The sequence below is a fragment of the Borborobacter xinjiangensis genome (assembly GCF_047739745.1).
Classification (GTDB): Bacteria; Pseudomonadota; Alphaproteobacteria; order Rhizobiales; family Rhizobiaceae; genus Pseudaminobacter.
Genome location: NZ_JBLLVA010000007.1, coordinates 83,262 through 107,229 on the forward strand (window position 1 = coordinate 83,262; position 23,968 = coordinate 107,229).

A 23,968-nucleotide genomic window follows, 5' to 3' on the forward strand; every position below is an offset into this window, starting at 1 on the left:
ACCGGAGGCTAGTTGCAGGCGGCGACGCCGCCAGCCGCCACGCCCTGGCAGACCACCTCCTTGGAAACCCAGCCGGCGTCGATGACGACGTTGAGATTGTCCTTGGTGATCGGCACAGGCTTCAGGAAAACGGAGGTCATCTCGACCTTGTTGGGACCCTCCGACCACTTCACCGCGTTCGCAATCTCATCCATTGTCTTGCCGTCGGCAAGTTGGGAGGCGATTTCGGCCGCCGCCTTGCCGAGTTCGCGCGAATCCTTCCACACTGAAACCGTCTGAGTGCCAAGCGCGATGCGGTTCAGCGCTGCGTGATCACCGTCTTGACCGGAGACCGGAACGGAGCCCGCCAGGCCCTGCGCGTCGAGTGCGGCGATAGCGCCGCCAGCGGTGCCGTCATTGGAGGCCACTACCGCGTCGACCTTGTTGTCGTTGGCGGTCAGGAACTGCTCCATGTTCTTTTGCGCGTTGGCCGGCAACCAGCCATCGGTATAGGCTTCGCCGACATTCTTGATCTTGCCGGAATCGATCGCCTCCTTCAGCACCTCCATCTGCCCCGAAAACAGGAAATCGGCATTCGGGTCGGCGCCCGAGCCCTTGATGAAGACATAGTTGCCCTCGGGCTGCACCTCAAAGACCGCCTGTGCCTGCATCCGCCCGACTTCCTTGTTATCGAAGGTCAGGTAGAAGGCGTCCTTGTTTTCGATCAGCCGGTCATAGCCGACCACCGGAATACCCTCGGCCACCGCCTTCTCGACCGCCGGCGCGATGGCGCTCGAATCCTGGGCGAGAATGATCAGCGCGTTGGCACCCTGGGCAATCAGGCTTTCGACGTCGGTAAGCTGCTTGGCCGCCGAAGACTGGGCGTCCGCCGAGATGTATTTGTCGCCGGATGCTTCCAACGCGGCCTTGATGGCAGCCTCGTCGGTCTTCCAGCGCTCTTCCTGGAAATTCGACCAGGAGACACCAATGATCTTGTCCTTGGCCTGCGCGACCGTCGCAAGCGACATTGACAGCGCGACACCCGCCAGCATGGCGGTTGCAAACTTTTTCATGATTTCCTCCCTGGCGCCGGCGGCGCGATAGCGTGAGCCGATACGGAAGCTTTTTTTCGAGCCTCGAAAAAAAGAATGACGCATGCACGGTGTTCTGTCAATATTCCGCATGAGCCGTTGACCGAACCGGGAGAACACGAAAATGGAAGTAGTCAGGCGCATTCGCGTTCGGATGGGCTTTTCAGGACAAGCGAGAAAATGCGCCACGCTCAGCAGGTTCGCGCAGCCTTTGAGCATCTGAATAGACGCACGGCGCCGCTCGGGAGGAATTCGAACATGTCCGTCGCGATCCGTCACGACGATCTGCGCAAGCGCAATCGGGCGATGGTCATCTCCGCCGTGCGTAGTGTCAGCCAGCCGTCGCGCACCGAGATCGCCGCCTCCACGGGTCTCAGCCATTCGACGATCTCGACCATCTCGTCGGACCTCATTGCCGAAGGCATACTGGCCGAGATCCGCAAACCGGAGGCAGGCGCGCAAAAGCGCGGCCGCCCGCAGGTGGCGCTCGGCCTCAACCCAAACGCCGCCGAGATCGTCACCGTGGTGCTGTCGCTCAACTTCCTGTCCGTTGCCGTTGTCGATTATGCCGGCCAGGTCATCTCGGAGGAAAACCGTAAGCTTGCGACCCTGACCATCTCACGCGAAGATCTTATCGGCGAATGCGTGGCCATGGTTCAGCGCCAGATCGAGTCGCGCAGAAGCGCCGGGGCACGCGTGATGCGCATAGGCATGGCCGTCCAGGGCACCGCCGACGCGGCCGCCCGCACCATGCTGTGGTCGCCAATCACCCCCCATGGGAATATCAATTTTGGCGACCGCCTGGAACAGGCGACGGGAATTCCCGTGACCGTCGAGAACGACTGCAACATGATCGCGGTCGCGTTGCGCCGGCACAACCCCGAGCGCTACCGCAGCGATTTCATCGCCATCCTTCTCTCGCACGGCATAGGCATGGGCATGGTGCTTAAGGGTGAGTTGTTCACCGGCACGCAATCTTCCGGTTGCGAATTCGGCCATATGATCCACAGGCCCGACGGCGCACTCTGCCGTTGCGGCCAGCGAGGCTGCGTGGAAGCCTATGCCGGCAATTACGCCATCTGGCGCAATGCGCGCCAGGCCGGCGAAGACGAGCCGCCGCTGGCCGACATCGGAGAAGCCGACATGCAGGCGCTTGCCGATCTCGCCCGCGCCTCGGACGGGCCCGAGCGGGAAGCGTTCCGCAAAGCCGGCGAGGCGATCGGCTTCGGCCTGGGAAGCCTTTTCGCGCTGGTCGATCCGGCGCCCGTGGCGATCGTCGGCATCGGATCGGCGGCCTTCGACCTGATAGAACCGTCGTTGCGGGATGCGATCGGCCGCACCGCCGGCGGGCAGCACAGCAACGCCGTTACCTTCGAGACCGAGCCCAACGAAGCGCCACTGATCCGCGAGGGCTGCACCATGCGCGCCCTGACCTATATCGATCAGGAGATATTCGCGCCAGCTAGTGCTTAGTCTTCGCGGATGGCGTAGCCGGAGCCACGAATGGTGCGGATGACATCGGGCATGCGGCCATTGTTGACCGCCTTGCGCAACCGTCCAACGTGAACGTCCACCGTGCGCTCGTCGATATAGATCGTTTCGCCCCAGACATTGTCGAGCAATTGGCTGCGCGAAAACACCCGGCCCGGATGGCGCATCATGAATTCCAGCAGACGGAACTCGGTCGGGCCGAGCTTGATCTCGCTCTTCCTGCGGTAGACACGGTGCGCCTCGCGGTCGAGCACGATGTCTCCGACCTTCAGCACGCTCGACAGCACCTCGGGCTTGGCGCGGCGCAACAGCGCCTTCACTCGCGCCATGAATTCGGGCGTCGAGAACGGCTTGACCAGATAGTCGTCCGCGCCGGTCGAAAGGCCGCGCACCCGGTCGCTTTCCTCGCCGCGCGCCGTCAGCATGATCACCGGCAGTCGCTCGGTTTCCGGCCGCATCCGCAGCCGGCGGCACAGTTCGATGCCGGAGACCGCAGGCAGCATCCAGTCAAGCACCAGAAGGTCCGGCACATTTTCCTGAAGCCGGATCTCCGCCTCGTCGCCACGCGTGACGATTTCGACCTGATAACCCTCAGATTCGAGATTGTAGCGAAGCAGCACGCCCAGCGGCTCCTCGTCCTCGACCACCATGATCTTGGGTGAAATCATCCCATGCCGTCCAATCCCGGCCTCAGGCCGGCACCGTCATCGAGGTTTCGTCGAGCTTCGGCCGGTTCGGCGAAAGCTGTTGGCCGGTCATCACGTAATAAGCGTTCTCGGCGATGTTGGTGACATGGTCGCCGATGCGTTCCAGGTTCTTGGCGCAGAACAGAAGATGCGTGCATGCGGTGATGTTGCGCGGGTCTTCCATCATATAGGTGAGAAGCTCCCTGAATACCGCCGTGTAGCGCGCGTCGATCTGCTCGTCGGCGGCGCGCAGTTGCGGCAGGGCCTCGGCCTGGCGCGACACGTAGTTCTCGACCACGCCACGGATTTGCGCCAGCACCAGCGTCGACATCGCCTCGATGCCGTGGGCCAGATTGCGCGGCGTCGGCGCCTCGCCCACCGCATTGACGCGCTTGGCGATGTTCTTTGCCAGATCGCCGATACGCTCCAGATCGCCGGCCATACGGATGGCGCCGACGACGGCGCGCAGATCCTGCGCCATGGGCTGGCGCTTGGCGATCAGCGTGATCGCGCGGTCGTCGAGCTCGCGCTGCCGCGCATCCATGATCGCGTCGTCCGAAATCGTGCGCTGCGACAATATGGGATCGGATTGAAGCAGCGCCCGAATGGCCGAGTCGACCATGGTCTCGGCCAGATCGCCCATGTCGCGGATGAGACGGTCGATGGCCCCGAGCTCTTCATCGAATGAGGTAACGGTATGATTGCCCATGATCTGGTCCTCGCAGCTTGAAACGCGCGCTGTAGCGAACGGCCGAACGTCAGCCGAAGCGTCCGGTGATGTAGTCCTGCGTGCGCTTGTCGTCGGGACTGGTGAACATCTTGTCGGTGTCGCCCTCCTCGACCAGATAACCGAGATGGAACATCGCCGTGCGCTGCGAAACGCGCGCCGCCTGCTGCATCGAATGGGTGACGATGACGATGGTGTAGTTCTCGCGCAATTCGTCGATCAGTTCCTCGACCCTTGCCGTGGCGATCGGATCGAGCGCCGAACAGGGCTCGTCCATAAGGATCACCTCCGGCGATACGGCGATGGCGCGCGCTATGCACAGACGCTGTTGCTGCCCGCCCGAAAGGCCGGTGCCCGCCTCGTGCAGGCGGTCCTTCACCTCGTTCCAGATCGCCGCCTTTTTCAGGCTGGTTTCGACGATCTCGTCGAGATCGGTCTTCTTCTTCGCCAATCCGTGGATGCGTGGCCCGTAGGCGACATTCTCATAAATCGACTTGGGGAACGGGTTGGGCTTCTGGAACACCATGCCGACACGCGCCCTCAGTTCCACCACGTCGATCGCCTTGTCGTAGATGTCCTCGCCATCGAGCGCGATCCTGCCGGTCACGCGGGCGCTCTCGATCGTATCGTTCATGCGGTTGAGACAGCGCAGAAAAGTCGACTTGCCGCAGCCCGAAGGGCCGATGAGCGCGGTCACCTGGTTTTGGCGCACATCGAGATTGACGCCGAAAAGCGCCTGCTTCTCGCCGTAATGGACCGAGACGTCCCGCCCCTCGATCTTGATCGTATGTTGGTCCTGCGCCGGCGCGAGCTTTTGTTCCATCGCAACATCCGTCAGCATGTTCATATCCTTATACCTCACTACCACCGGCGTTCGAACCGGCGGCGTAGAATGATGGCGGCAAGATTCATCGCTGCCAGGAATAGAAGCAGGATGATGATAGCTCCCGAAGTCCGCTCAACGAAGGCGCGCTCCGCCTCGTTCGCCCACATATAGATCTGCACCGGCAGCGCGGTCGCCGGGTCCATCGGCGTCGCCGGATAGTTGGCGACGAACGCCACCATGCCGATCAGGAGCAGCGGTGCCGTTTCGCCGAGCGCCTGCGCCAGACCGATAATGGTTCCGGTCAGGATGCCGGGTGCGGCCAGCGGCAGCACATGGTGGAACACCATCTGCATCTTCGAGGCGCCGACGCCGAGTGCTGCCGCGCGGATCGAGGGCGGCACCGCCTTCAGCGCCGCGCGCGTGGCGATGATGATGGTCGGCAGCGTCATCAACGTCAGCACGAGGCCCCCGACCAGCGAAGCCGAACGCGGCAGCCCGGCGAAATTGATGAAGACGGCAAGGCCGAGCAGGCCGAAGACGATCGAGGGAACGGCTGCCAGATTGTTGATGTTGACCTCGATCAGGTCGGTCATCCGGTTCTTCGGCGCGAACTCCTCCAGATAGATCGATGCCGCAACCCCGATCGGCAGCGAGAGCACCAGCACGATCAGCATCATGTAGAACGATCCGATGATCGCCACGCCCATGCCCGCCGTTTCCGGACGACTGGATGCGCCAAAGGTGAAGAGGCCGCGATTGAAGCGCTCGACCATCGCGCCTTCGGCGCTGAGCTTGTTCATCCACTCGACCTGACGGTCCTTGACCTTGCGACGGCCTTCCGGAACGGAGAGGTCAATCTGACCCTTGTGTGCGGAATCGACATCGGCATTGGCGAGCACCCACACGTCCCGCGTCGTGCCGATCACCGACGGATCGGCCACGACGATGTCGCGGAGCTGCGTGCGCACGCCTTGCGAGATCATTCCCGATACCAGCTTGAGCTCGCGGCGGTTGGCCTTGTCGTTGACGTCGATGCCGAGCTTCTCGGCCAGCGCATTTCGCGCCAGCACAGAATAGTTCGCGCTGGTCAGCGCTTTCGGATCGGTCGCCCGCTCATTGTCGGGGTCGATGATGTCGGCGCTGAAGGTGATCGGCAGATTGATCGACGTTTGCCAGAACGCGGTATAGCCGCTACTGAACACGGAAAACAGCAGCGCCAGCAGGAAAAATATGCCAACCGCTATGGCAAGGATGCCGTAGACACGGAACCGCGTTTCGGCTGCATAGCGCCGTTTAAGGCCGATATCGCGTCTTGCCCTCGGCGTCGCCGTTCCCGGCGTGAGCGAAAGATCGGTCATTCGTATTGTTCCCGATATTTGCGGACGATGTAGAGGGCAAAGACGTTCATCGCCAGCGTTATGGCAAAGAGCGTTATGCCGAGCGCGAAGGCGACCAGCGTCTGCGGCGAGGTGAATTCGAGATCGCCGGTAAGCTGGTTGACGATCTTGACGGTGATCGTCGTCATCGCCTCGCCCGGATTGATGGTGAGATTGGCGGCAACGCCTGCGGCAAGCACCACGATCATGGTCTCGCCGATGGCACGCGACGCGGTGAGCAGAAGCGCGCCGACGATGCCGGGAAGTGCGGCCGGCAGGATCACCCGGCGCATCGTTTCCGAACGCGTCGCGCCGAGCCCGAGCGAGCCGTCATGCAGCGCGCGCGGCACGGCGGTGATGATATCGTCCGACAGCGAGGAGACGAAGGGAATGAGCATGATGCCCATCACCAGGCCGGCCGTCAGCACGCTCTGCGCCAGGATGAACGGCTGGCCGCCGGCAAGAGCGGCACTCAGGTCGCGCAGGAAGGGACCGACGGTCGCCAGCGCGAAGATACCGTAGACAATGGTCGGGATGCCGGCGAGGATCTCCAACACCGGCTTGACGATCGAGCGGACCCGCCGCGAGGCATATTCAGCCATATAGATGGCCGCGAACAGGCCGATCGGCACGGCAAACAGCATGGCCACCAGCGCGATATAGAGCGTGCCGGCCAGGAGCGGGATAAGCCCGAACTGGCCCGTGGCGCCGCCCGATCCGGCCGCGGCAAAGCGCGGGTCCCAGACCGTGCCGAAGAAGAATTCCGACGCCGGCACGGATTGGAAGAACGAAATCGTCTGGAACAGCATCGAAAGCACGATGCCGACCGTGGTCAGTATGGCGATGGTGGAGGCCGCCATCAGGCCCCAGAGCATGATGCGCTCTACTGTGTTGCGGGCCCGCCTGCGCACCGAAATGCCAAACAGCCCGAGAACGGCGCCGGCCAGCGACAGGACGATTGCGCCGATCGCCGAATAGCGCACGGATGCGTCCGTCATCTCATTGTAGGTGACGGCGGCCGGGATCATGTAGGGCTCACCACTCGAGGCCAGCGCCACGCCTTTGGTGGCGAACAACTCGCGCAGATCGACGCTGCCTGCCCTCGCCTGCTCCAGTTCGGCTTCGTTCAGCCGCCGCACGCCTTCGCCGATGCCGGTGACCATGCCCATCAGCAACGACCTGTTGCTGTCGGCCGCCGTGCGGGCCTGCTCCGGCAGGTTGTCCCAGACCGCGCTTTCCACATAGGCCGGGCTGGAAGCCTTCCACACCGCCAGGAAAAGAATTGCCGGCAACACCGCCAGGACAAAGGCATAGGAGCCGTGGTAGCCCGGTCGCGAATGCAGCTTCTGCCCTGCCTCCGGCCTGAGCGCCATCGCGCGCTGACGCGCAATGGCGAAGGCGGCGATGCCGACGGCCAGTATGATGAAAATGACGGAAACTGCGCTCATGATCGGCACTTCCTCAGGCATGCCCCCTCCGGAAGCGTCCGGACGGGATCATGCCCTGAACGTTGGCGGGCGCGGCCCTTGCTGCGCCCGCCTTGGAAATTACATCGTTTTGCCAGCCTCGAACGCTTCGCGCTGGGCGTCACGCTCGGCGTCCGGCGCTGCGACCAGACCATACTCGGCCAGAGGGCCGTCCGGACCAACCATTTCTTCCGAAAGGAAGAATTCCACATATTCCTTCAGGCCCGGCACGACGCCGAGATGCGCCTTCTTGACATAGAAGAACAGCGGGCGCGACACCGGATATTCGCCGGCCGCGATGGTTTCGGTCGACGGCGCCACGCCGGAGACGGTCGCCACCTTCAGCTTGTCGGCGTTGTTTTCGTAGAAGGCCAGGCCGAACACGCCGACGCCGGTCTTGTTGGAATCGATACGCGCCAGCGTCTCGGTGTAGTCGCCATCGATGTCGATCGCCTTGCCGTCCTTGCGCACGGCGATGCAGGCCGCAGCCGCCGCCTTGTCATCGAGGCCGGTCGCCTTGATCGCGTCGAGCGCGCCGGTGGCCTCGCAGCCCTCGGCCAGCAGCTTCTCCTCGAAGACTTCACGGGTGCCGTGCTTTTCGCCGGGAATGTAGGCAGCAATGTCCCAGTCGGGGAGGTTCGGGTTGACCTCGTTCCACTTGGCCGCGGTGTTGGCCACCAGTTTGCCGTCGACCACCACCTGCGCCGCCAGCGCCTTGTAGAAGTCTTCCGGTGTCAGCGCCCAGTCCGGACCGTTGATGTCGGTGGCGAACACGATGCCGTCATAGCCGATGCGCACTTCCTGGATGTCGGTCACGCCGGCATCGGCGCAGGCCTTGGTCTCGGATTCCTTGATCGGCCGCGAGGAATTGGCGATGTCGATGGTGTTTTCCCCGACGCCCTTGCAGAACTCCTTGAGACCGCCCGACGAGCCACCGGACTCGACCACCGGCGTCTTGAATTCGGAGAATGTCTCGCCGAAGTTTTCAGCGACGATCTTGGCGTAAGGCAGGACGGTGGAGGAACCGGCGATCTGGATCTGATCGCGGGCGGCGGCATAGCCGGCCGACGCGGCAAGCGCGATGGCTGCGGCGGAAGCCGTGAGGATGATCTTGTTCATGGAGCCTACTCCTGTCAGGGGTCGTTCAACGCGCCTTTCCAGTGCGTCGGCAGTGCCCATAACGCCGCTTTGTAACAGCTGCATGACAGTTTCATGTCGACTTCGCATGGGCCTGCCGCGTGCGCCCGGAAATAGGACTCCGCTTTCAAAAAGCACGATGCGCAGACTTGAAAAAGCTGGCGCCGGGCCGGTCAGCCGAAGTTTCGTCTCTCCTCCAGCTCCGACCAGGCCCAGCGCTCGACCTTTTCCAGAAGCGCTCTCGGACTGATCGGCTTGGGAAGATAGTCGTCCATGCCCGCATCCAGGCAGCGCTCACGATCGCCTTTCAGCGCATGCGCCGTGACGCCGATTATCGGGATACGGGTTCCCATCAGCGCTTCCAGGTCGCGGATCGCCGCGGTCGCCTCCAGCCCGTTCATCTCCGGCATGGAAATATCCATCAGGATCATGCGCGGATTCATTTCACCGAACGCCTTGACGGCCCTGCGGCCATTGGCGACGATCTCGAACGTATAATCGGTTTCGCCCAATATCTGGGTGAAGACCAGCTGGTTGACCTCATTGTCCTCGGCAACGAGGATATCGAGCCGGCTTGCCGATTTTGGCGGACGGCTGCGCATTCTCGGCTGGGCGACCGGCGGCGGCATCGCGGCGGTCTCCCCAGTTTGCCTGACCGGCGCATCGCAATGCCGCGATTGCCGCCCGTTCTGGACCGCCAGAACCAGAGCCTCGAGCAAAGTCGAGGATCGCGCCGGCTTTATCAGCTGCGCCTCGATCGCAATGTCGCGGTAGCTTGCGTTGGCGAGCGTCTGGTCGACCGACGTCAACATGACGATTGGCGTCGCGGCGATTGCCGGCGTGGCGCGCACGATCCGCGCCATCTCGGCTCCGGTCATGCCCGGCATCTGGTAGTCAAGCACCACACAGTCCACCGTGACGCCGTAGGAGGCGGCCGCCTCCAGCACCTTCAGGCCTTCCGCGCCGCTTTCGGCGGCACAGGCGTCGAATTTCCAGGACGCCATCTGTTCAATCAGTATGGCACGGTTTACCGCGTTGTCGTCGACGATGAGGATGCGCGCGCCGGTCACGTCGAGGGGCATTGCCTTGCGGCCCTGCGGCCGTCCTGCATTGGGCAGCGACAGCGTGAACCAGAAAGTCGAACCCTTTCCCTCCACGCTCTCGACGCCGATCTCGCCACCCATCAGCTCGACCAGCCGCGAGGTGATCGCCAGACCCAGGCCCGTGCCCTCATGACGCCGGGTCGAGGAAGAATCGACCTGGCTGAATTTTTCGAAGACCAGGTCCAGCTTTTCGGCTGGAATGCCGATGCCGGTATCGGTGACGGCGATGCGCAGATTTGCCATGCCCTCCACCGTTTCGCCGGCAACGTCGATCAGAACATGGCCGGCATCCGTGAACTTGACGGCGTTGCCGACCAGGTTGGTGATGATCTGGCGGATGCGCCCGACGTCGCCAACGAACAGGTCGTGGAGATTGGGCGCGATGCGGACGATAAGTTCGAGGTCCTTTTCCTTGGCACGTGTCGACACCAGGGTTGCCACGTCCTCGATGGCTTCCGACAGGTTGAAGGGCTTGGGGTCCAGCACAAGCTGTCCTGCGTCGATCTTCGAAAAATCGAGAATGTCGTTGATGATGGTCAGGAGCGCATTGCCGGATTTCACGATGATGTCGGTGAAGGTCTTCTGCTTGGAATCGAGATCGGACCTGGCAAGCAGTTCGGCCATGCCGAGAACGCCGTTCATCGGCGTGCGGATTTCATGGCTCATATTGGCAAGGAATTCTGACTTGGCGCGGTCGGCGAGCACCGCCCGACGCTGTGCTTCCCACAGTTCGGATTCGCGCTGCTTCAACTCGGTCACGTCCGTGCTTGAACCGATCAGATGCACCGAGCCGTCGATCGAGATCAGTCGATTCTTCTTGGCGATCAACTGGCGAACGGTGCCGTCGGCATGGGTGAGCGTTTCCTCGGTCTCGTTCAGCACGCCGGTTTCCAGGACTTCCCTGTCGCGCTCGGCGAAGCCCTTACCCTCCTCTCCGAAGAAGTCGAGATCGGTACGCCCGATCGCCGCCTGCTGCGACACGCCGCTGATGGCGCTCCACGCCTTGTTGACGAATTCGAAGGCGAACTCGGAATTCTTGATGTAGATGGAGACCGGCATCTCATCGAGCGCATGGCGGAACAGGTCGTTCTGCCGCATGCTTTCGCGCAGAGCTTTCTCGCGCGCCGTCAGCACCGTGATGTCGTAGTAGGAAACGAGCCGCCGGCCTCCGGAAAGGGCCGTCACCGAATAGATCATCGTGCAGCCGTCGGCGCGCCTGACCTCGCGCGGCGCGACGTCGCCGGCGCGAATCTCGGCAAGACGATGGGCGACGTAGTCTTCCCATTGGTCCGGAGCGACATTGTAGATGCCGTTGTGGCGGTTGATGTCCATCAGGGCACGGAACGGCAGTCCCACGCTTATATCGTCCGGTGTCACCTTCCAGATACGGAAGAATTCCTTGTTGATGATTTCAGCCTTCAGATCGGCATTGAGCAGCACGACGCCCATCTTCATGGAATCGAGTACGCGCTCGAGATCGAAAGCCGTATGCGCGCAATCGCTTTCCTCCTGCGCGCCCTCGCGTGGCGACCCCGCGGCGCCTGCCATGTCCGTCATTTCTTCCCCCCGCAATGCCCTGTCGGCCGCTCAGCGCCCCGCTGCGCCGCAAATTGTGCGCGAGAGAGTTTAACGATCCGCTAACCTTAACGGATCGCCAACGCCGATTCGCGGCCCGCATTGCCATTTGCCGCCAGCGGGCTACTTTCAAGGAAGGAACGGGCGTATCCCGGAACAGAGCAGGAGCTACCCGCGATGCCGAACACCAAGCCGATCGCCACAGCACCCCGGAACGGCGCCAAGGTGCGGGTCCATTGGACCGACATCGACGGGCAGGAGAACGAATCCATCGCGCAATATCGCTCGGCCGAGATGCTGAAAGCGCTCGGCGGCGACTGGGACCAGTCCGATGTAGGCTGGTGGGCCTTCATCGACAGCTCGACGCAAAAGAAGATCGAGCCGCATTCCTGGACGACGGGCGATGACGAAGAGGACTGAGCGCCGTCCGATGCTCAGCGTCGCCTGATCAGCCGCTCGGCATGGTCGTCCGGCCAGCCTATGTCCCTGCGAAGATTGTAAGGCAGCGCATTCATCATCCGCTCGGTGCGAATCTCGTCGCGCAGCGTCTGCAGCTTGCCGGCATAATGCCCGATGGCGCGGAAAATACCCAATGCATTCAGGTTCATGGCGGCTCCTCCTGGAGCGCCGTGCGTCCGAACGGATGCACAAAGGACGCTCCGGCACTTTAGGAATGCGCATGCTGCCGAGCGTTTCGGCAAACCATGCGCGGCTTCGATGTGAAGGAGCCACCATCGCATACCGCTCCTGACAGCTATGCGTCAGGAGCGTGGACAGTTCCGCGTAAAGCGCGATGAAAGCTATACGCCGATGCCGCGTTCGTTGAGCGCAGCCTTTATCTCATCGAGGATCGCCGGATCGTCGATGGTCGCCGGCATCGTCCATGCCTCGCGATCGGCGATCTTCTGCATGGTGCCGCGCAGGATCTTGCCCGAACGCGTCTTCGGCAGCCGCTTGATGGTCACCACCAGCCTGAGCGCGGCGACCGCCCCGATGCGGTCGCGCACCAGCTGCACGATCTCTTTCTCGATGGTCTCGCCGTCGCGCGTCACGCCGGAGTTGAGCACCACGAAGCCGCAGGGAATTTGCCCCTTCATCGGATCGGCGATGCCCACCACCGCGCATTCGGCCACGTCGGGGTGCTCCGCCACCACCTCCTCCATCGCCCCCGTCGACAACCGATGGCCGGCGACATTGATGATGTCGTCGGTGCGCGCCATGATGAAGAGGTAGCTGTCCTCATCGAGGTAGCCGGCGTCAGCGGTCTTGTAGTAGCCGGGGAACTCCCGCAGATAGGCGTCGCGAAATCGCTCGTCGGCGTTCCAGAGGGTCGGCAGGCATCCGGGTGGCAGCGGCAGCTTGATCACCACATTGCCGAGCGTGCCGGCCCCTACCTGCTTGCCGGCATCATCGAGTATCTGCACGTCATAACCCGGCATCGCCACGCCGGGCGATCCGTATTTGACCGGCAGCAGCCCTAGCCCGACCGGATTCTGGCTGATCGGCGCACCGGTCTCCGTCTGCCACCAATGATCGATCACTGGCCGGCCGAGTTTCTGTTCGGCCCATTTGACGGTTTCGGGATCGGCGCGCTCGCCGGCCAGGAACAGCGTGCGGAATTTCGATAGATCGAATTTCGGAATGAACTCGCCCTTCGGGTCTTCCTTCTTGATGGCGCGGAATGCGGTCGGCGCGGTGAAGAGCGAGACCACGCCGTGTTCCTCGATCACCCGCCAGAAGGCGCCGGCATCGGGCGTGCCGATCGGCTTGCCTTCATAGAGTATCGTCGTGCAGCCATGCAGCAGCGGCGCATAGACGATATAGGAATGGCCAACCACCCAGCCGACATCCGAGGCTGCCCAGAACACCTCGCCCGGATCGATGCCGAACTCGTTCTTCATCGACCATTTCAGCATCACCATATGGCCGCCATTGTCGCGCACCACGCCCTTGGGCTGGCCGGTCGTGCCTGAGGTATAGAGCACATAGAGTGGATCGGTAGCGAGAACCGGCACGCAGGGCACGTCGCGCCCTGCCGTCTTCGCGGCGCCCACGGCCGATGCGTAGTCGATGTCGCGCCCTGCGATCAGTTCGCATTCCAGCTCTTTGCGCTGCACGATGAGGCAGCTAGCCGGCTTGTGCTGCGCCAGTTCGATCGCTTCGTCGAGCAGCGGCTTGTAGGCGACGACCCGGCTCGGCTCGATGCCGCAGGAGGCCGAGACGACCAGCTTCGGCGAAGCCCCGTCGATGCGGGTCGCCAGTTCCTTGGCAGCGAAGCCACCGAATACCACCGAATGCACCGCGCCGAGCCGCGCGCAGGCGAGCATCGCAAACACCGCTTCCGGCACCATCGGCATGTAGATGATGACGCGGTCGCCCTTGCCGACGCCCTGGTCCTGCAGCACAGCGGCGAGCGCCACCACTTCCTGCTTCAACTGCGCATAGGTGAAGCTTGTCTTGGTGCCGGTGACCGGGCTGTCATGGATCAGGGCGGGCTGGTCAGCCCTGCCGCCGGTCACATGCCGGTCGACCGCATTGTGGCAGGTATTGCACAGGGCTCCGGGAAACCAGCGTCCATAGATGCCGGCATCGGGGTCGAACACCTTGTCCCAGGTCCGGTCCCATTCCAGGTCCTGTGCGGCGCGCGCCCAAAATCCTTCCGGGTCGCGCTTCCAGTCCGCATAGACCTCGTCGTAGCTTGAAGCCATCCTGCCCTCCCATGCCATCCTTGCGGTCTATTGAATTTCTAACCAATCGGCACCCGCGTCGTCCATCGGACTCTTGGCGCGGCACCAGCGCTGCGGCTCGGAGCCGAAACGATCGCCGGACGCTTTGACAGCCGCCTCCGTTCTTGATCAAACACGCCATGACCAAGGTTCTGTCGCTCGTCATCCTCGCCATCATGGCCATTCAGATCATCAAGCCGCTCGGTATTCCAGGGCTGCGGCGCCGGCGCGATTTCTGGAAGCTGGCGCTCCTGGCGCTGGGCGCCATCGGTGTCACGGTGCTGGCAAGCCATGTGAACTGACGCCGAGCGATCTCACCGAAAAGAAAAAGCCCCGGCGAGCGGGGCTTTTCCTTGTTGTGCATCAGGCGTTTTCCAGGCTCTGCTGCCATTGGCCGAGCGCAGCCAGCCCGTTCATCCTTGCCCGATGGGCAAAGGCGGCTTGCGCGGCGGGGACATTTTCCGCCTTGCCGCTCCAGGCCTTCTGCGGGGCTGCCTGCAGCGCGCGGCCATAGGAGAAGGTCAGCTTCCACGGATGCGGACCGATGGCGTTGATGGCATTGAGATTTGCCGTCGCCTCCTCGTCCGACTGGCCGCCTGACAGGAAGGCGATGCCCGGCACCGCGGCGGGAACCGTCTCGCGGAACAGGCGGATGGTCTTTTCAGCCACTTCCTCCGGGCTGTTCTTCTTGCCCGACTTCTTGCCGGCGATCACCATGTTGGGCTTCAAGATGGTGCCTTCCAGCTTCACCTTCATGGCGAACAGCTCGAGATAGAGCTTGGTCAGCGTCGCCTTGGTCACATCGTAGCAGGTGTCGATGTCATGCGCGCCGTCCATCAGCACTTCCGGCTCGACGATCGGAACGATGCCGGCTTCCTGGCAAAGCGCGGCGTAGCGGGCCAGCGCATGCGTGTTGCTGCCGATCGAGGTGGCCGATGGCACGCCCTTGGCGGTGTCGATGTCGATCACCGCGCGCCATTTGGCGAAGCGCGCACCGAGTTCGTAATATTCGGCAAGGCGCTCGCGCAATCCGTCCAGCCCTTCGGTGATCGTGTCGCCCGGAAAGCCGGCAAGCGGCTTGGCGCCGGCATCGACCTTGATCCCCGGAATAGAACCTGCCCCCTTGATCAGATCGACCAGCGGCGTGCCGTCGGCGGCCTTCTGGCGGATCGTCTCGTCATAGAGGATGACGCCGGAGATGTGCTTCTTCATCGCCTCGGTCGAGCGGAACAGCAACTCGCGATAGTCGCGGCGGGAGTCGGCGGTGGACTCCACATTGATCGCGTCGAAACGCTTCTTGATCGTGCCGCTGCTTTCGTCGGCAGCCAGAATGCCCTTGCCGTCGGCAACCATCGCGGCTGCAATATCTTCGAGACGTTCGCTCACTCATCACCTCCTGATGTCAGCGTTTGACGCGCCCGAGCCGAACTGCCCATGCGCGCAGCCACGCAAAATCAAAAACTTCGGCGTCCTGTCACGCCCTCATGGACTTTAAGCCCCGCCGTTGCAGGGCGCATAGCAGACCCGCCGGCATAACGGAATGGCGAGGCCAAGCTTGAATCGATTGAAACACGCCGCTCCGCGCCTTCCGGCTGCTTCGCGGCGAAAAAGCTCACTTCTTCAGCACTTCGACGCCCGGCAGCGGCTTGCCCTCCATCCATTCGAGGAAGGCGCCACCGGCGGTGGAGACATAGGTGAAGTCGTCGGCAGCGCCGGCATGGTTGAGCGCCGCCACCGTATCGCCGCCGCCGGCGACCGAGGCAAACGGCCCGTTCTTCGTCCGCTCGGCTGCATGCCGTGCCGCCGCCACCGTCGCACGGTCGAACGGCTGGATCTCGAATGCGCCGAGCGGGCCGTTCCACACCAGCGTTGCAGCACGGTCGATCCACTCATTGATGGTTTCGACGGTCTTCGGCCCGAGATCGAGGATCATCGCGTCAGCAGGCACGGCCTCGATTGCGACGGTCTCGTTGGCTGCGCCGGCCTTGAATTCCCAGGCGACCACCGCATCCGAAGGCAAGATGATCGCGCACCCGGATTCGGCCGCCTCGATCATGATCTGCCTGGCGGTCGCCGCCAGATCATGCTCGCACAGCGACTTGCCGATATCGGTGCCGCGCGCGGCAAGGAAGGTGTTGGCCATGCCGCCACCGATCACCAGCGCGTCAACCTTCTTCACCAGGTTCATCAGGAGGTCGATCTTGGTGGAAACCTTGGCGCCGCCGACGATGGCCACCACCGGGCGAACCGGGTCGCCGAGGCCCTTTTCCAGCGCATCGAGCTCGGCCTGCATGGTGCGGCCGGCAAAGGCCGGCATCAGATGGGCCAGGCCCTCGGTTGAGGCATGGGCCCGGTGCGCGGCCGAGAACGCGTCATTGACGTAGAGATCGCCATTGGCGGCCAGCGCCCTGGTGAAGTCCGGATCATTCTTTTCCTCACCCTTGTGAAAGCGGGTATTTTCCAGCAGCAGCACTTCGCCATCCTTCAGCGCCGCCACCGCTTTCCCGGCCTGCTCGCCGATGCAGTCAGCGGCGAAAGCAACAGTGCGGCCGAGCACTTCGGCGGTCGCGCCGGCGATCGGCGCCAGCGAAAGCGCCGGATCGGCCGCACCTTTCGGCCGGCCGAAATGCGCCAGCAGGATTACCCGCGCTCCCTTGTCCGCGAGCTCGTTGATGGTCGGCGCGACGCGCTCGATGCGGGTCTCGTCGGTCACCTTGCCGTCCGCCATCGGAACGTTCAGATCGACCCTGACGAGAACCCGTTTGCCCTTGATGTCGCCGATGTCGTCGAGCGTCTTGAAAGCGGTCATGAAATAATCTCCTCGTGGGCAAGCTGGCCGAGATTTATCGTTCGGCACGTCGGATGCAAGATTGAGCCTGGGTCGCCGGGCGCGGCCATTCGCAGCAGGTCAGACGACCGGCAGGGTTGAATTTTCAGCAGATTTTCCGTCGCCTTCCGGCGGATCGCCGTGCTGGGCCTCTCCCCCGGCACGCTTGCTGGCAGGCTTGCCGCGAAGCCGGCCGACGAAGTTGGCAAAGTGGTCGCGAACCAGCGCGGCAAGGAATGGCGGAACCAGCGGCGGCGGAGGTGTCGGTTCGAAGGACAAGCCAACGCCCGTGATTTTGCCGTCGTCGTCTATGTCGCGCACAATGAGCTCGATCGGCCCGAGCGTCACGCGGTCGGCATATTCGGCGCGGCCGCCAAGCCGGGTCAAAAGCAGTTCTCCCACCGTCATCTTCATCTCGGCTTCGGTCAGGCCGGGTGCATAAGCTTCTTCGAGCTGCGCGGCCGGGCGCTGCGGATCGACGGCGAAGGCGCCGAAGAACTCGGCATCTTCCGGGTCGACATCCGCCCGGCTGGTGAACAGCCGGTCGAGCAGGGCCGGATAGCGGTTCGACACGAAGATATAGACGCGGTCGCCGGCCACCAACCGGCCGAATTCGGGGAACTTCATCGAGCGGCCGTCGCGCACCACCAGCGAGGGCCGCGCCCACACCGGCAACCGTTCGCCGCGCAGCACCGGACTGCCGGGAATGACGCGGTAACTCAAAAGCTCGTGGCGGACCGAGCCCGGCAGTTCAAGCTCGACCTTTTCCAGGGGGCCGAGCCGTGGCGGCACGATCAGGCCGAGGCGACGCGCCAGCGGCCCGATCGTCCAGCCTTGCACGACAAGCGAAACGAGCACGACGATGAAGGCGATGTTGAAGATCGCCCGGCCATTCTCCAAACCGCCCAGCAGCGGGGTTATCGCGAGCAGGATCGATACCGCGCCACGCAAGCCCACCCAGGAAATGAATGCGGTTTCGCGCCGGCTGAACCTGAACGGCATCAGGCAGAGCCAGACAGCGATCGGGCGCGCGACCAGGATCAGGAACAGGCCGAGTGCCACGGACGCGAGCAGGATGGGCAGAAATTGCGACGGAGTTGCAAACAGGCCGAGCACCAGGAACATGATGATCTGCGCCAGCCACGACATGCCGTCCTGGAATCGCTTGAGCGTCGACTTCGATCTGATCTCGGAATTTCCGGCGACGAGGCCAGCCAGGTAGACAGCAAGGAAGCCCGACCCGCCGATGCTGCCGGCAGCGGCGAACACCAAAAGCGACAATGTCAGCACGAAGATCGGCAGCAGGCCGTGGTCGAGATTGAGTTTTTCCACCAGCCGCACGATGACATAACCGCCGAGCAGGCCGATGATCGCGCCGGTGCCCATATTGGCGATAAAGCCGAGCACCAGGTCGAAGAAGAGCGCCTCCGCATCGCTGTGGAGGCCCATGGCGATGATCTCCACCAGCGTGATGGTCAGGAAGATGGCGATTGGATCGTTGGTGCCGGATTCGATTTCCAGCATGGAGCGCACGCGGTCGCGCAGATGGATATTGCCGGCGCGCAGCAGGAAGAACACCGCTGCCGCATCCGTCGAGGCGACGGCCGTGCCGAGCAGGAAAGATTCAAGCCAGGTGAAATCGGTAAGCGCATGGGCGGCGACGCCGAAAAGGCCGGCAGTCAGCACCACGCCGACAGTCGCCAGCATCACCGCCGGCAGCGCCGCCTGCCTCAGCACGTTGATCGGCGTGCCGAAGCCTGAATCGAACAGGATGACCGCGAGCGCCAGTGAGCCGGCAAAGTAGGCGACATTGGCGTTGTCGAACTGGATGCCGAGTCCGTCGGCGCCGCTTGCCAACCCAATCCCCAGGAACAGCAGCAGCAGCGGAGCGCCGAAGCGGAAGGCAATGAGGCTCGAGAACGCCGCTGCCAGCACCAGCGCGGTGCCGATGAGCGTCGCCAGATAGATTGCCTGCTCCATGTGCGGCGTCTGTCCCCCGAGACTTCGTGTCACCATACAGTGCGGTGAAGACAGGCACATGCGCAAGCACCTTGCCGAAATCTGGGCGCTTCGCGGATTTTTTTCTGAAGATGCAAAATAAAACGCCCGGCAAAGCCGGGCGTTTGAAAAAGCGGAAGCGACTGCCGAACTACGCGATCGCCTTGCCGAATACCGCCGCCGTATCGGCCATGCGGTTGGAGAAGCCCCATTCATTGTCGTACCAGGACATGACCCGCACCAGATTGCCGTCGATGACCTTGGTCTGGTCGAGCGCGAAGGTCGAAGAAGCCGGATTGTGGTTGAGGTCGACCGAAACCAGCGGCTCCTTGGTATAGGCCAGCACGCCCTTCAGCGGGCCGTCCGCGGCCGCCACCAGCGCCTGGTTGACCTCCTCGACCGTCACCGGCTTCTTCGAGACGAATTTGAAGTCGATAACCGAAACATTGGGGGTCGGCACGCGGATCGAGACGCCGTCAAGCTTGCCCTTGAGCTCCGGCAGCACCAGGCCGACCGCCTTGGCCGCGCCCGTCGAGGTCGGGATCATCGACATCGCAGCGGCGCGCGCGCGATAGAGGTCCTTGTGCATGGTGTCGAGCGTCGGCTGGTCGCCCGTATAGGCGTGCACGGTGGTCATGAAGCCCTTTTCGATGCCGAAGGCATTGTTGAGGACCATCGCCACCGGCGCCAGGCAGTTGGTGGTGCACGAGGCGTTGGAGATCACCATGTGCTCTCTGGAAATCTTGTCGTGGTTCACGCCGTAAACGACGGTGAGGTCGGCGCCGTCGGCGGGCGCCGAGACAATGACGCGCTTGGCGCCGGCGGCCAGATGCGCGGACGCCTTTTCCTTCGAAGTGAAGATGCCGGTGCATTCCAGCACGATGTCGACGTTCAGTTCCTTCCACGGAAGCTGCGCCGGGTCCTTGATCGCGGTAACCTTGAACTTGTCCGTGCCGATGTTGATGTGATCACCCTCGACGGTGACTTCGCGCGGAAAGCGGCCATGAACGCTGTCGTAGCGCAGCAGATGCGCGTTGGTCTCGACCGGGCCGAGATCGTTGACGGCGACCACGTCGATATCCTTGCGGCCCGATTCATAGATCGCGCGCACGATGTTGCGGCCAATGCGGCCAAATCCGTTGATGGCAACTCTGACGGTCATGTTGGTTTTCCCTGGAAGCAAATAAGGCGCGAGTCTCACGCGGGCGGTGTCGCCTGCGCTGCTCTGGCTCCGATTTTCCGCGTTGGACTAGGCACCTTCGCGCGCTGGCAGCCGCTTCATAGCGGCGCCCGGCCAAAGAATCCAGCGCAAGCTCACGTTTCAGCGCCCCGATATGTTATACCAAGGCAAAAGAACGCCATCAGGCAGCTTTCCCTCCGCCTCCGATCTGGCTCGATCACTTGTGCAGGCGCGCCTCGGCCGCCGTCACCACGGCATCGGCGGTGATGCCGAAATGCGGATAGAGCTGCTCGATCGGCGCGCTTGCGCCAAACCCGTCCATGCCGATGAAAATGCCGTCAAGGCCGATGAACCGGTCCCATCCGAGCCTTATCGCCGCCTCGATGCCGATCTTGATCGGCGCGGTTCCGATCAGCGCCGCCTTGTATCTTTCGGTCTGCTTTTCGAACAGCTCGAAACAGGGCACCGACACCACGCGGGTCGGATGACCATGCGCCTGCAACTGGGTACGGGCGGCAAGCGCGATCTCGACTTCAGAACCGCTGGCGAAGATCGTCACTTCCGCCTCGCCATCGGCCGTCGCCAACTCGTAGGCACCATAGGCGCAGAGGTTTTCCTCGACGAAATCAGTACGCACTGCGGGCAGGTTCTGCCGGGTGAGCGCAAGCGTCGAGGGGGTCTTGGCCGCCTCCAGCGCGAGCTGCCAGCATTCGGCCGTTTCGGTCGCGTCGGCCGGGCGGAAAACCAGATGGTTCGGGATGGCGCGCAGCGCCGCCAGATGCTCGACCGGCTGGTGGGTCGGCCCGTCTTCGCCAAGGCCGATCGAGTCATGCGTCATGACGAAGATCGAGCGAATGCCCATCAGCGAGGCAAGCCGCATGGCCGGGCGGGCATAGTCCGAGAAGGTCAGGAAGGTGCCGGAATAGGGGATGACGCCGCCATGCAGGGTCATTCCGTTCATCGCCGCCGCCATGCCGTGTTCACGGATGCCGTAGTAGACGTAGCGTCCGTCATAGCCACCCGGCGTGATCGGCTTGGTCTGGCTGGTCTTGGTATTGTTGGAGCCGGTGAGGTCGGCCGAGCCGCCGATGGTTTCGGGCACGGCGCCGTTGATGACTTCCAGCGCCATCTCCGATGACTTGCGGGTGGCGACCTTCGGCTTGTCGGCGGCAAGCCTCTGCTTGTATTCGGCAATCACCGTATCGAAGCCGCCCGGCAATTCGCCGCGCATGCGCCGCTCGAACTCGGCCCGAACGTCGCTTTCCGCAGCCGCAAGCCGCGCTTCCCAATCCTTGCGCTTCTTGCAGGCATTGAGGCCGGAAAGCCGCCAGGCGTCGAGAATGTCGGAAGGCACCTCGAACGGCGCATAAGGCCAGTTCAACGTCTTGCGCGCGCCGGCGATCTCTTCGGCGCCAAGCGGCGAGCCATGCGCCTTGCTGGTTCCCGCGCGGGTCGGGGCGCCGAAGCCGATGGTCGTCTTGCAGGCAATCAGCGTCGGGCGGTCCGCCGTGCGGGCGATCTCGATCGCCGCTGCAATCGCGTCGGGGTCATGACCGTCGACACGCGACGCATTCCAGCCGGAAGCCGCGAAACGCTCGAGCTGGTCCGTCGAATCCGACAGCGATACCGCACCGTCGATGGAAATATTGTTGTCGTCCCAGAACACGATCAGCTTGTTGAGCTTGAGATGCCCGGCAAGCGAAATCGCCTCCTGGCTGATGCCTTCCATCAGGCAGCCGTCACCCACCAGCACATAGGTGTAATGGTCGACGAGATCGTCCCCGAACTTGGCATTGAGGATGCGTTCGGCGAGCGCCATGCCGACGGCGTTGGCAATGCCCTGGCCGAGCGGGCCGGTCGTCGTCTCGATGCCGGCGGCGTGCCCGTATTCGGGATGGCCGGCCGTGCGCGAGCCGAGCTGGCGGAAATTCTTGATCTCGTCGAGCGTGATGTCGTCATAGCCGGTGAGATAAAGCAGCGAATAAAGCAGCATTGAGCCATGGCCGGCCGACAGTACGAAACGGTCGCGATCTGGCCAGGACGGATGGTTCGGATCATGCTTCAGGAAGCGCGTATAGAGCACGGTCGCAATGTCGGCCGCCCCCATGGGCAGGCCGGGATGGCCGGAATTTGCCTTCTCCACTGCATCCATGGACAGGAAGCGGATAGCATTGGCCATCCGGTCGTGTTTTTCGCGTGTGGTCATGATCGCTCGCCAAACCCGGGGTTTCGGGGGCATCCGCCCCTCGGAAAAAAGCAAGCGGACACATAGCAGGCGCGCCACGTGAGTCAACAAAGCCTGGGACGGCATTCCCGGAAATCGCTATTTGAGCCGGATCGTTTCCTCGGCAATTACCTGATGGTCGGCGTCCAACACCGCCCGCCACACCATATTGCCGCAGCGAAGCGAAACCCTGCGCCGGCCGCTGTCGCCGCCCTGCCCATCCTCGACGCTGCTGATCACCTGACCTAGCCGCATGCGGCGGCGCAGTTCGTCCACCTGGATGGTGAAGCGTTCGGCCAGCAGATGCGGCTCGATGAAGAAATCACCCTTGGCGTCACGTTCCAGTTTCATTTCCCGCCTCGACGAATATGCCACAGCATGAACTCACTAACATATATTGACAATATATGTTTTAAACTGGAGAGTGCCGCCGATTCCGGATCGCGCATCGAGACCCGTGTGCGCAAAAAGCCTAGCAGCGGTTTGGCAGGCAGCCGGACGTGGGAAGGGATTGTAACGCGATCATGAGTGACCAGGCGCAGGCAACAAGGACAATGCTGGTCAACGGCGCGCTGCTGCCGGAAGAATTGGATGAAGCCATGATCCATGACGTCGTCCACGGCTTTTACGACCTGATCCGCAAGGATGCTCTTTTAGGACCCGTCTTCAACGGCGTCATCGCGCCCGATCACTGGCCGGCGCATCTCGCCAAGATGTGCGACTTCTGGTCCTCCACTCTCCTTCGTACCGGTCGTTTCGAAGGCCGACCTCTGCCCAAGCATCTGGCGATCCCGGGCATTGGCGAGGAACACTTCCGTCGCTGGCTGACGCTGTTTCGCGCCACAGTCACCCGGCTCTGTCCTCCGGATATCGCGGCGCTGTTCATGGACCGGGCCGTGCGCATAGCGCATAGTTTCCGGCTTGCCATCGCCTTCAACCGCGGCGAAAACACGCTCGAAATCAGGCCGATCCTGGAGGACAGCCTATGACACGACGCGCAATCCCCTGCTGCCGCATGGAAGGCAGCGACAGGCGAGAGGCAGGCTGATGCGGCTTACCTATTTTTCCGACTATTCGCTGCGCATGCTGATGTATGCAGCCTGCGCCGGCAACAGGCTTATCACTATCGAGGAAGCCGCGCGCACCTTCGGCGTGTCGAAGACGCATCTCAACAAGGTCGCCAACCTGCTGACCCGCCACGGCTATCTGCGGGCGGTGCGTGGGCGCACCGGCGGCCTGGCGCTCGGCCGCCGCCCCGAGGCGATCCGCATCGGCGATGTGGTCCGGCTGACGGAGCCCGATTTCGCGCTGGTGGAGTGCTTTGCCGCTGGCAACCAATGCGTGATCACCAACTCATGTCGGCTTTCCGGCGTGCTCAACGAGGCAATGGCCTCGTTCCAGGACACGCTCGATCGTTACACGCTCGCCGATATCGCGCTGCAACCACGCGATTTTCTGAGCGAACCGATACCCGCCAGGCACGGGCTCGAAGCGCCCGCCCCCGGCTGATCTACAGGGAGATCGATCGCTTCCGCCGTCCGCTGCGGGCTGCCGGC

Annotated in this window: 21 protein-coding genes; 5 read left to right on the plus strand and 16 right to left on the minus strand. The window is 63.0% G+C overall.

What is annotated here, in order from left to right; genetic code table 11:
- Positions 1-8: 8 nt before the first annotated feature.
- The gene (xylF, locus tag ACLKMW_RS10265) at positions 9-1,052 is read right to left on the minus strand and encodes a D-xylose ABC transporter substrate-binding protein (RefSeq protein ID WP_415724364.1); all 1,044 of its coding nucleotides are present in this window, start codon (positions 1,050-1,052) and stop codon (positions 9-11) included.
- Positions 1,053-1,328: 276 nt separating this feature from the next.
- On the opposite strand from xylF, the gene ACLKMW_RS10270 reads away from it, so the two are divergent.
- Positions 1,329-2,543 (plus strand): ROK family protein, encoded by a 1,215-nt coding sequence (locus ACLKMW_RS10270; RefSeq protein ID WP_415724365.1) that lies wholly within the window; start codon positions 1,329-1,331, stop codon positions 2,541-2,543.
- Here ACLKMW_RS10270 and phoB read toward each other — a convergent pair.
- The 7 genes from phoB to ACLKMW_RS10305 form a co-directional block, all read right to left on the minus strand.
- Positions 2,540-3,229: a phosphate regulon transcriptional regulator PhoB gene (phoB, locus tag ACLKMW_RS10275; protein WP_415724366.1), complete on the minus strand. Its 690-nt coding sequence runs from the start codon at positions 3,227-3,229 to the stop codon at positions 2,540-2,542. The genes ACLKMW_RS10270 and phoB overlap by 4 nt on opposite strands.
- Positions 3,230-3,251: 22 nt before the next feature.
- Positions 3,252-3,956: a phosphate signaling complex protein PhoU gene (gene phoU / locus ACLKMW_RS10280; RefSeq protein WP_415724367.1), complete on the minus strand. Its 705-nt coding sequence runs from the start codon at positions 3,954-3,956 to the stop codon at positions 3,252-3,254.
- Positions 3,957-4,005: 49 nt separating this feature from the next.
- Complete coding sequence (gene pstB / locus ACLKMW_RS10285; protein ID WP_415724469.1) at positions 4,006-4,797, minus strand: phosphate ABC transporter ATP-binding protein PstB; 792 nt, start codon at positions 4,795-4,797, stop codon at positions 4,006-4,008.
- Positions 4,798-4,835: 38 nt separating this feature from the next.
- Positions 4,836-6,158, minus strand: a complete 1,323-nt coding sequence (gene pstA, locus ACLKMW_RS10290) for a phosphate ABC transporter permease PstA (RefSeq protein ID WP_415724368.1) — start codon at positions 6,156-6,158, stop codon at positions 4,836-4,838.
- On the minus strand, positions 6,155-7,624 hold the full coding sequence (gene pstC, locus ACLKMW_RS10295) for a phosphate ABC transporter permease subunit PstC (RefSeq protein WP_415724369.1): 1,470 nt from the start codon (positions 7,622-7,624) through the stop codon (positions 6,155-6,157). Before pstC ends, pstA begins: the two co-directional genes overlap by 4 nt.
- Before the next feature lie 99 nt (positions 7,625-7,723).
- Positions 7,724-8,761, minus strand: coding sequence for a PstS family phosphate ABC transporter substrate-binding protein (locus ACLKMW_RS10300; protein WP_415724370.1), 1,038 nt, complete (start codon positions 8,759-8,761; stop codon positions 7,724-7,726).
- Positions 8,762-8,952: 191 nt separating this feature from the next.
- Positions 8,953-11,439 (minus strand): hybrid sensor histidine kinase/response regulator, encoded by a 2,487-nt coding sequence (locus ACLKMW_RS10305; RefSeq protein ID WP_415724371.1) that lies wholly within the window; start codon positions 11,437-11,439, stop codon positions 8,953-8,955.
- Between the two features lie 195 nt (positions 11,440-11,634).
- Between ACLKMW_RS10305 and ACLKMW_RS10310 the strand changes: the two genes are divergently transcribed.
- Positions 11,635-11,877: a hypothetical protein gene (locus ACLKMW_RS10310; RefSeq protein ID WP_415724372.1), complete on the plus strand. Its 243-nt coding sequence runs from the start codon at positions 11,635-11,637 to the stop codon at positions 11,875-11,877.
- Between the two features lie 14 nt (positions 11,878-11,891).
- Here ACLKMW_RS10310 and ACLKMW_RS10315 read toward each other — a convergent pair whose 3' ends face one another.
- Positions 11,892-12,065 carry a hypothetical protein gene (locus ACLKMW_RS10315; protein WP_415724373.1) on the minus strand — a complete coding sequence of 58 codons (174 nt, stop codon included), beginning with the start codon at positions 12,063-12,065 and terminating at the stop codon, positions 11,892-11,894.
- Positions 12,066-12,257: 192 nt separating this feature from the next.
- On the minus strand, positions 12,258-14,165 hold the full coding sequence (locus ACLKMW_RS10320) for a propionyl-CoA synthetase (protein ID WP_415724374.1): 1,908 nt from the start codon (positions 14,163-14,165) through the stop codon (positions 12,258-12,260).
- A gap of 158 nt (positions 14,166-14,323) precedes the next feature.
- Here ACLKMW_RS10320 and ACLKMW_RS10325 point away from each other — a divergent pair, with 158 nt between their 5' ends.
- Positions 14,324-14,485, plus strand: a complete 162-nt coding sequence (locus ACLKMW_RS10325) for a hypothetical protein (RefSeq protein ID WP_415724375.1) — start codon at positions 14,324-14,326, stop codon at positions 14,483-14,485.
- 61 nt (positions 14,486-14,546) lie between these two features.
- On the opposite strand, the gene ACLKMW_RS10330 is transcribed toward ACLKMW_RS10325, so the two are convergent.
- The 6 genes from ACLKMW_RS10330 to ACLKMW_RS10355 form a co-directional block, all read right to left on the minus strand.
- Positions 14,547-15,569 carry a class I fructose-bisphosphate aldolase gene (locus ACLKMW_RS10330; protein WP_415724376.1) on the minus strand — a complete coding sequence of 341 codons (1,023 nt, stop codon included), beginning with the start codon at positions 15,567-15,569 and terminating at the stop codon, positions 14,547-14,549.
- A gap of 226 nt (positions 15,570-15,795) precedes the next feature.
- A complete protein-coding gene (locus tag ACLKMW_RS10335) occupies positions 15,796-16,992 on the minus strand; it encodes a phosphoglycerate kinase (protein ID WP_415724377.1) in 1,197 nt (398 codons plus the stop codon).
- A gap of 99 nt (positions 16,993-17,091) precedes the next feature.
- Positions 17,092-18,990, minus strand: coding sequence for a potassium/proton antiporter (locus ACLKMW_RS10340; RefSeq protein WP_415724378.1), 1,899 nt, complete (start codon positions 18,988-18,990; stop codon positions 17,092-17,094).
- Positions 18,991-19,159: 169 nt separating this feature from the next.
- Complete coding sequence (gap, locus tag ACLKMW_RS10345; RefSeq protein ID WP_415724379.1) at positions 19,160-20,170, minus strand: type I glyceraldehyde-3-phosphate dehydrogenase; 1,011 nt, start codon at positions 20,168-20,170, stop codon at positions 19,160-19,162.
- A 235-nt stretch (positions 20,171-20,405) separates the two neighbouring features.
- Complete coding sequence (gene tkt / locus ACLKMW_RS10350; protein WP_415724380.1) at positions 20,406-22,394, minus strand: transketolase; 1,989 nt, start codon at positions 22,392-22,394, stop codon at positions 20,406-20,408.
- A 117-nt stretch (positions 22,395-22,511) separates the two neighbouring features.
- Positions 22,512-22,763 (minus strand): DUF6522 family protein, encoded by a 252-nt coding sequence (locus tag ACLKMW_RS10355; protein WP_415724381.1) that lies wholly within the window; start codon positions 22,761-22,763, stop codon positions 22,512-22,514.
- Positions 22,764-22,936: 173 nt separating this feature from the next.
- Between ACLKMW_RS10355 and ACLKMW_RS10360 the strand changes: the two genes are divergently transcribed.
- Together ACLKMW_RS10360 and ACLKMW_RS10365 are read left to right on the plus strand one after the other, a co-directional pair.
- Positions 22,937-23,401: a group III truncated hemoglobin gene (locus tag ACLKMW_RS10360; RefSeq protein ID WP_415724382.1), complete on the plus strand. Its 465-nt coding sequence runs from the start codon at positions 22,937-22,939 to the stop codon at positions 23,399-23,401.
- 58 nt (positions 23,402-23,459) lie between these two features.
- Complete coding sequence (locus tag ACLKMW_RS10365; RefSeq protein ID WP_415724383.1) at positions 23,460-23,921, plus strand: RrF2 family transcriptional regulator; 462 nt, start codon at positions 23,460-23,462, stop codon at positions 23,919-23,921.
- The last annotated feature ends 47 nt before the right edge of the window (positions 23,922-23,968 follow it).

Bases quoted from the DNA above. Each gene is read 5' to 3' on its own strand.
- pstC (WP_415724369.1), bottom strand. From the start codon at position 7,624: ATGAGCGCAGTTTCCGTCATTTTCATCATACTGGCCGTCGGCATCGCC.
- ACLKMW_RS10310 (WP_415724372.1), top strand. From the start codon at position 11,635: ATGCCGAACACCAAGCCGATCGCCACAGCACCCCGGAACGGCGCCAAG.
- pstB (WP_415724469.1), bottom strand. From the start codon at position 4,797: ATGGAACAAAAGCTCGCGCCGGCGCAGGACCAACATACGATCAAGATC.
- phoU (WP_415724367.1), bottom strand. From the start codon at position 3,956: ATGGGCAATCATACCGTTACCTCATTCGATGAAGAGCTCGGGGCCATC.
- phoB (WP_415724366.1), bottom strand. From the start codon at position 3,229: ATGATTTCACCCAAGATCATGGTGGTCGAGGACGAGGAGCCGCTGGGC.
- gap (WP_415724379.1), bottom strand. From the start codon at position 20,170: ATGACCGTCAGAGTTGCCATCAACGGATTTGGCCGCATTGGCCGCAAC.
- ACLKMW_RS10360 (WP_415724382.1), top strand. From the start codon at position 22,937: ATGAGTGACCAGGCGCAGGCAACAAGGACAATGCTGGTCAACGGCGCG.
- ACLKMW_RS10355 (WP_415724381.1), bottom strand. From the start codon at position 22,763: ATGAAACTGGAACGTGACGCCAAGGGTGATTTCTTCATCGAGCCGCAT.
- pstA (WP_415724368.1), bottom strand. From the start codon at position 6,158: ATGACCGATCTTTCGCTCACGCCGGGAACGGCGACGCCGAGGGCAAGA.
- ACLKMW_RS10270 (WP_415724365.1), top strand. From the start codon at position 1,329: ATGTCCGTCGCGATCCGTCACGACGATCTGCGCAAGCGCAATCGGGCG.
- xylF (WP_415724364.1), bottom strand. From the start codon at position 1,052: ATGAAAAAGTTTGCAACCGCCATGCTGGCGGGTGTCGCGCTGTCAATG.
- ACLKMW_RS10335 (WP_415724377.1), bottom strand. From the start codon at position 16,992: ATGACCGCTTTCAAGACGCTCGACGACATCGGCGACATCAAGGGCAAA.
- ACLKMW_RS10300 (WP_415724370.1), bottom strand. From the start codon at position 8,761: ATGAACAAGATCATCCTCACGGCTTCCGCCGCAGCCATCGCGCTTGCC.
- ACLKMW_RS10340 (WP_415724378.1), bottom strand. From the start codon at position 18,990: ATGGAGCAGGCAATCTATCTGGCGACGCTCATCGGCACCGCGCTGGTG.
- ACLKMW_RS10305 (WP_415724371.1), bottom strand. From the start codon at position 11,439: ATGACGGACATGGCAGGCGCCGCGGGGTCGCCACGCGAGGGCGCGCAG.
- ACLKMW_RS10325 (WP_415724375.1), top strand. From the start codon at position 14,324: ATGACCAAGGTTCTGTCGCTCGTCATCCTCGCCATCATGGCCATTCAG.
- ACLKMW_RS10320 (WP_415724374.1), bottom strand. From the start codon at position 14,165: ATGGCTTCAAGCTACGACGAGGTCTATGCGGACTGGAAGCGCGACCCG.
- ACLKMW_RS10365 (WP_415724383.1), top strand. From the start codon at position 23,460: ATGCGGCTTACCTATTTTTCCGACTATTCGCTGCGCATGCTGATGTAT.
- ACLKMW_RS10315 (WP_415724373.1), bottom strand. From the start codon at position 12,065: ATGAACCTGAATGCATTGGGTATTTTCCGCGCCATCGGGCATTATGCC.
- tkt (WP_415724380.1), bottom strand. From the start codon at position 22,394: ATGACCACACGCGAAAAACACGACCGGATGGCCAATGCTATCCGCTTC.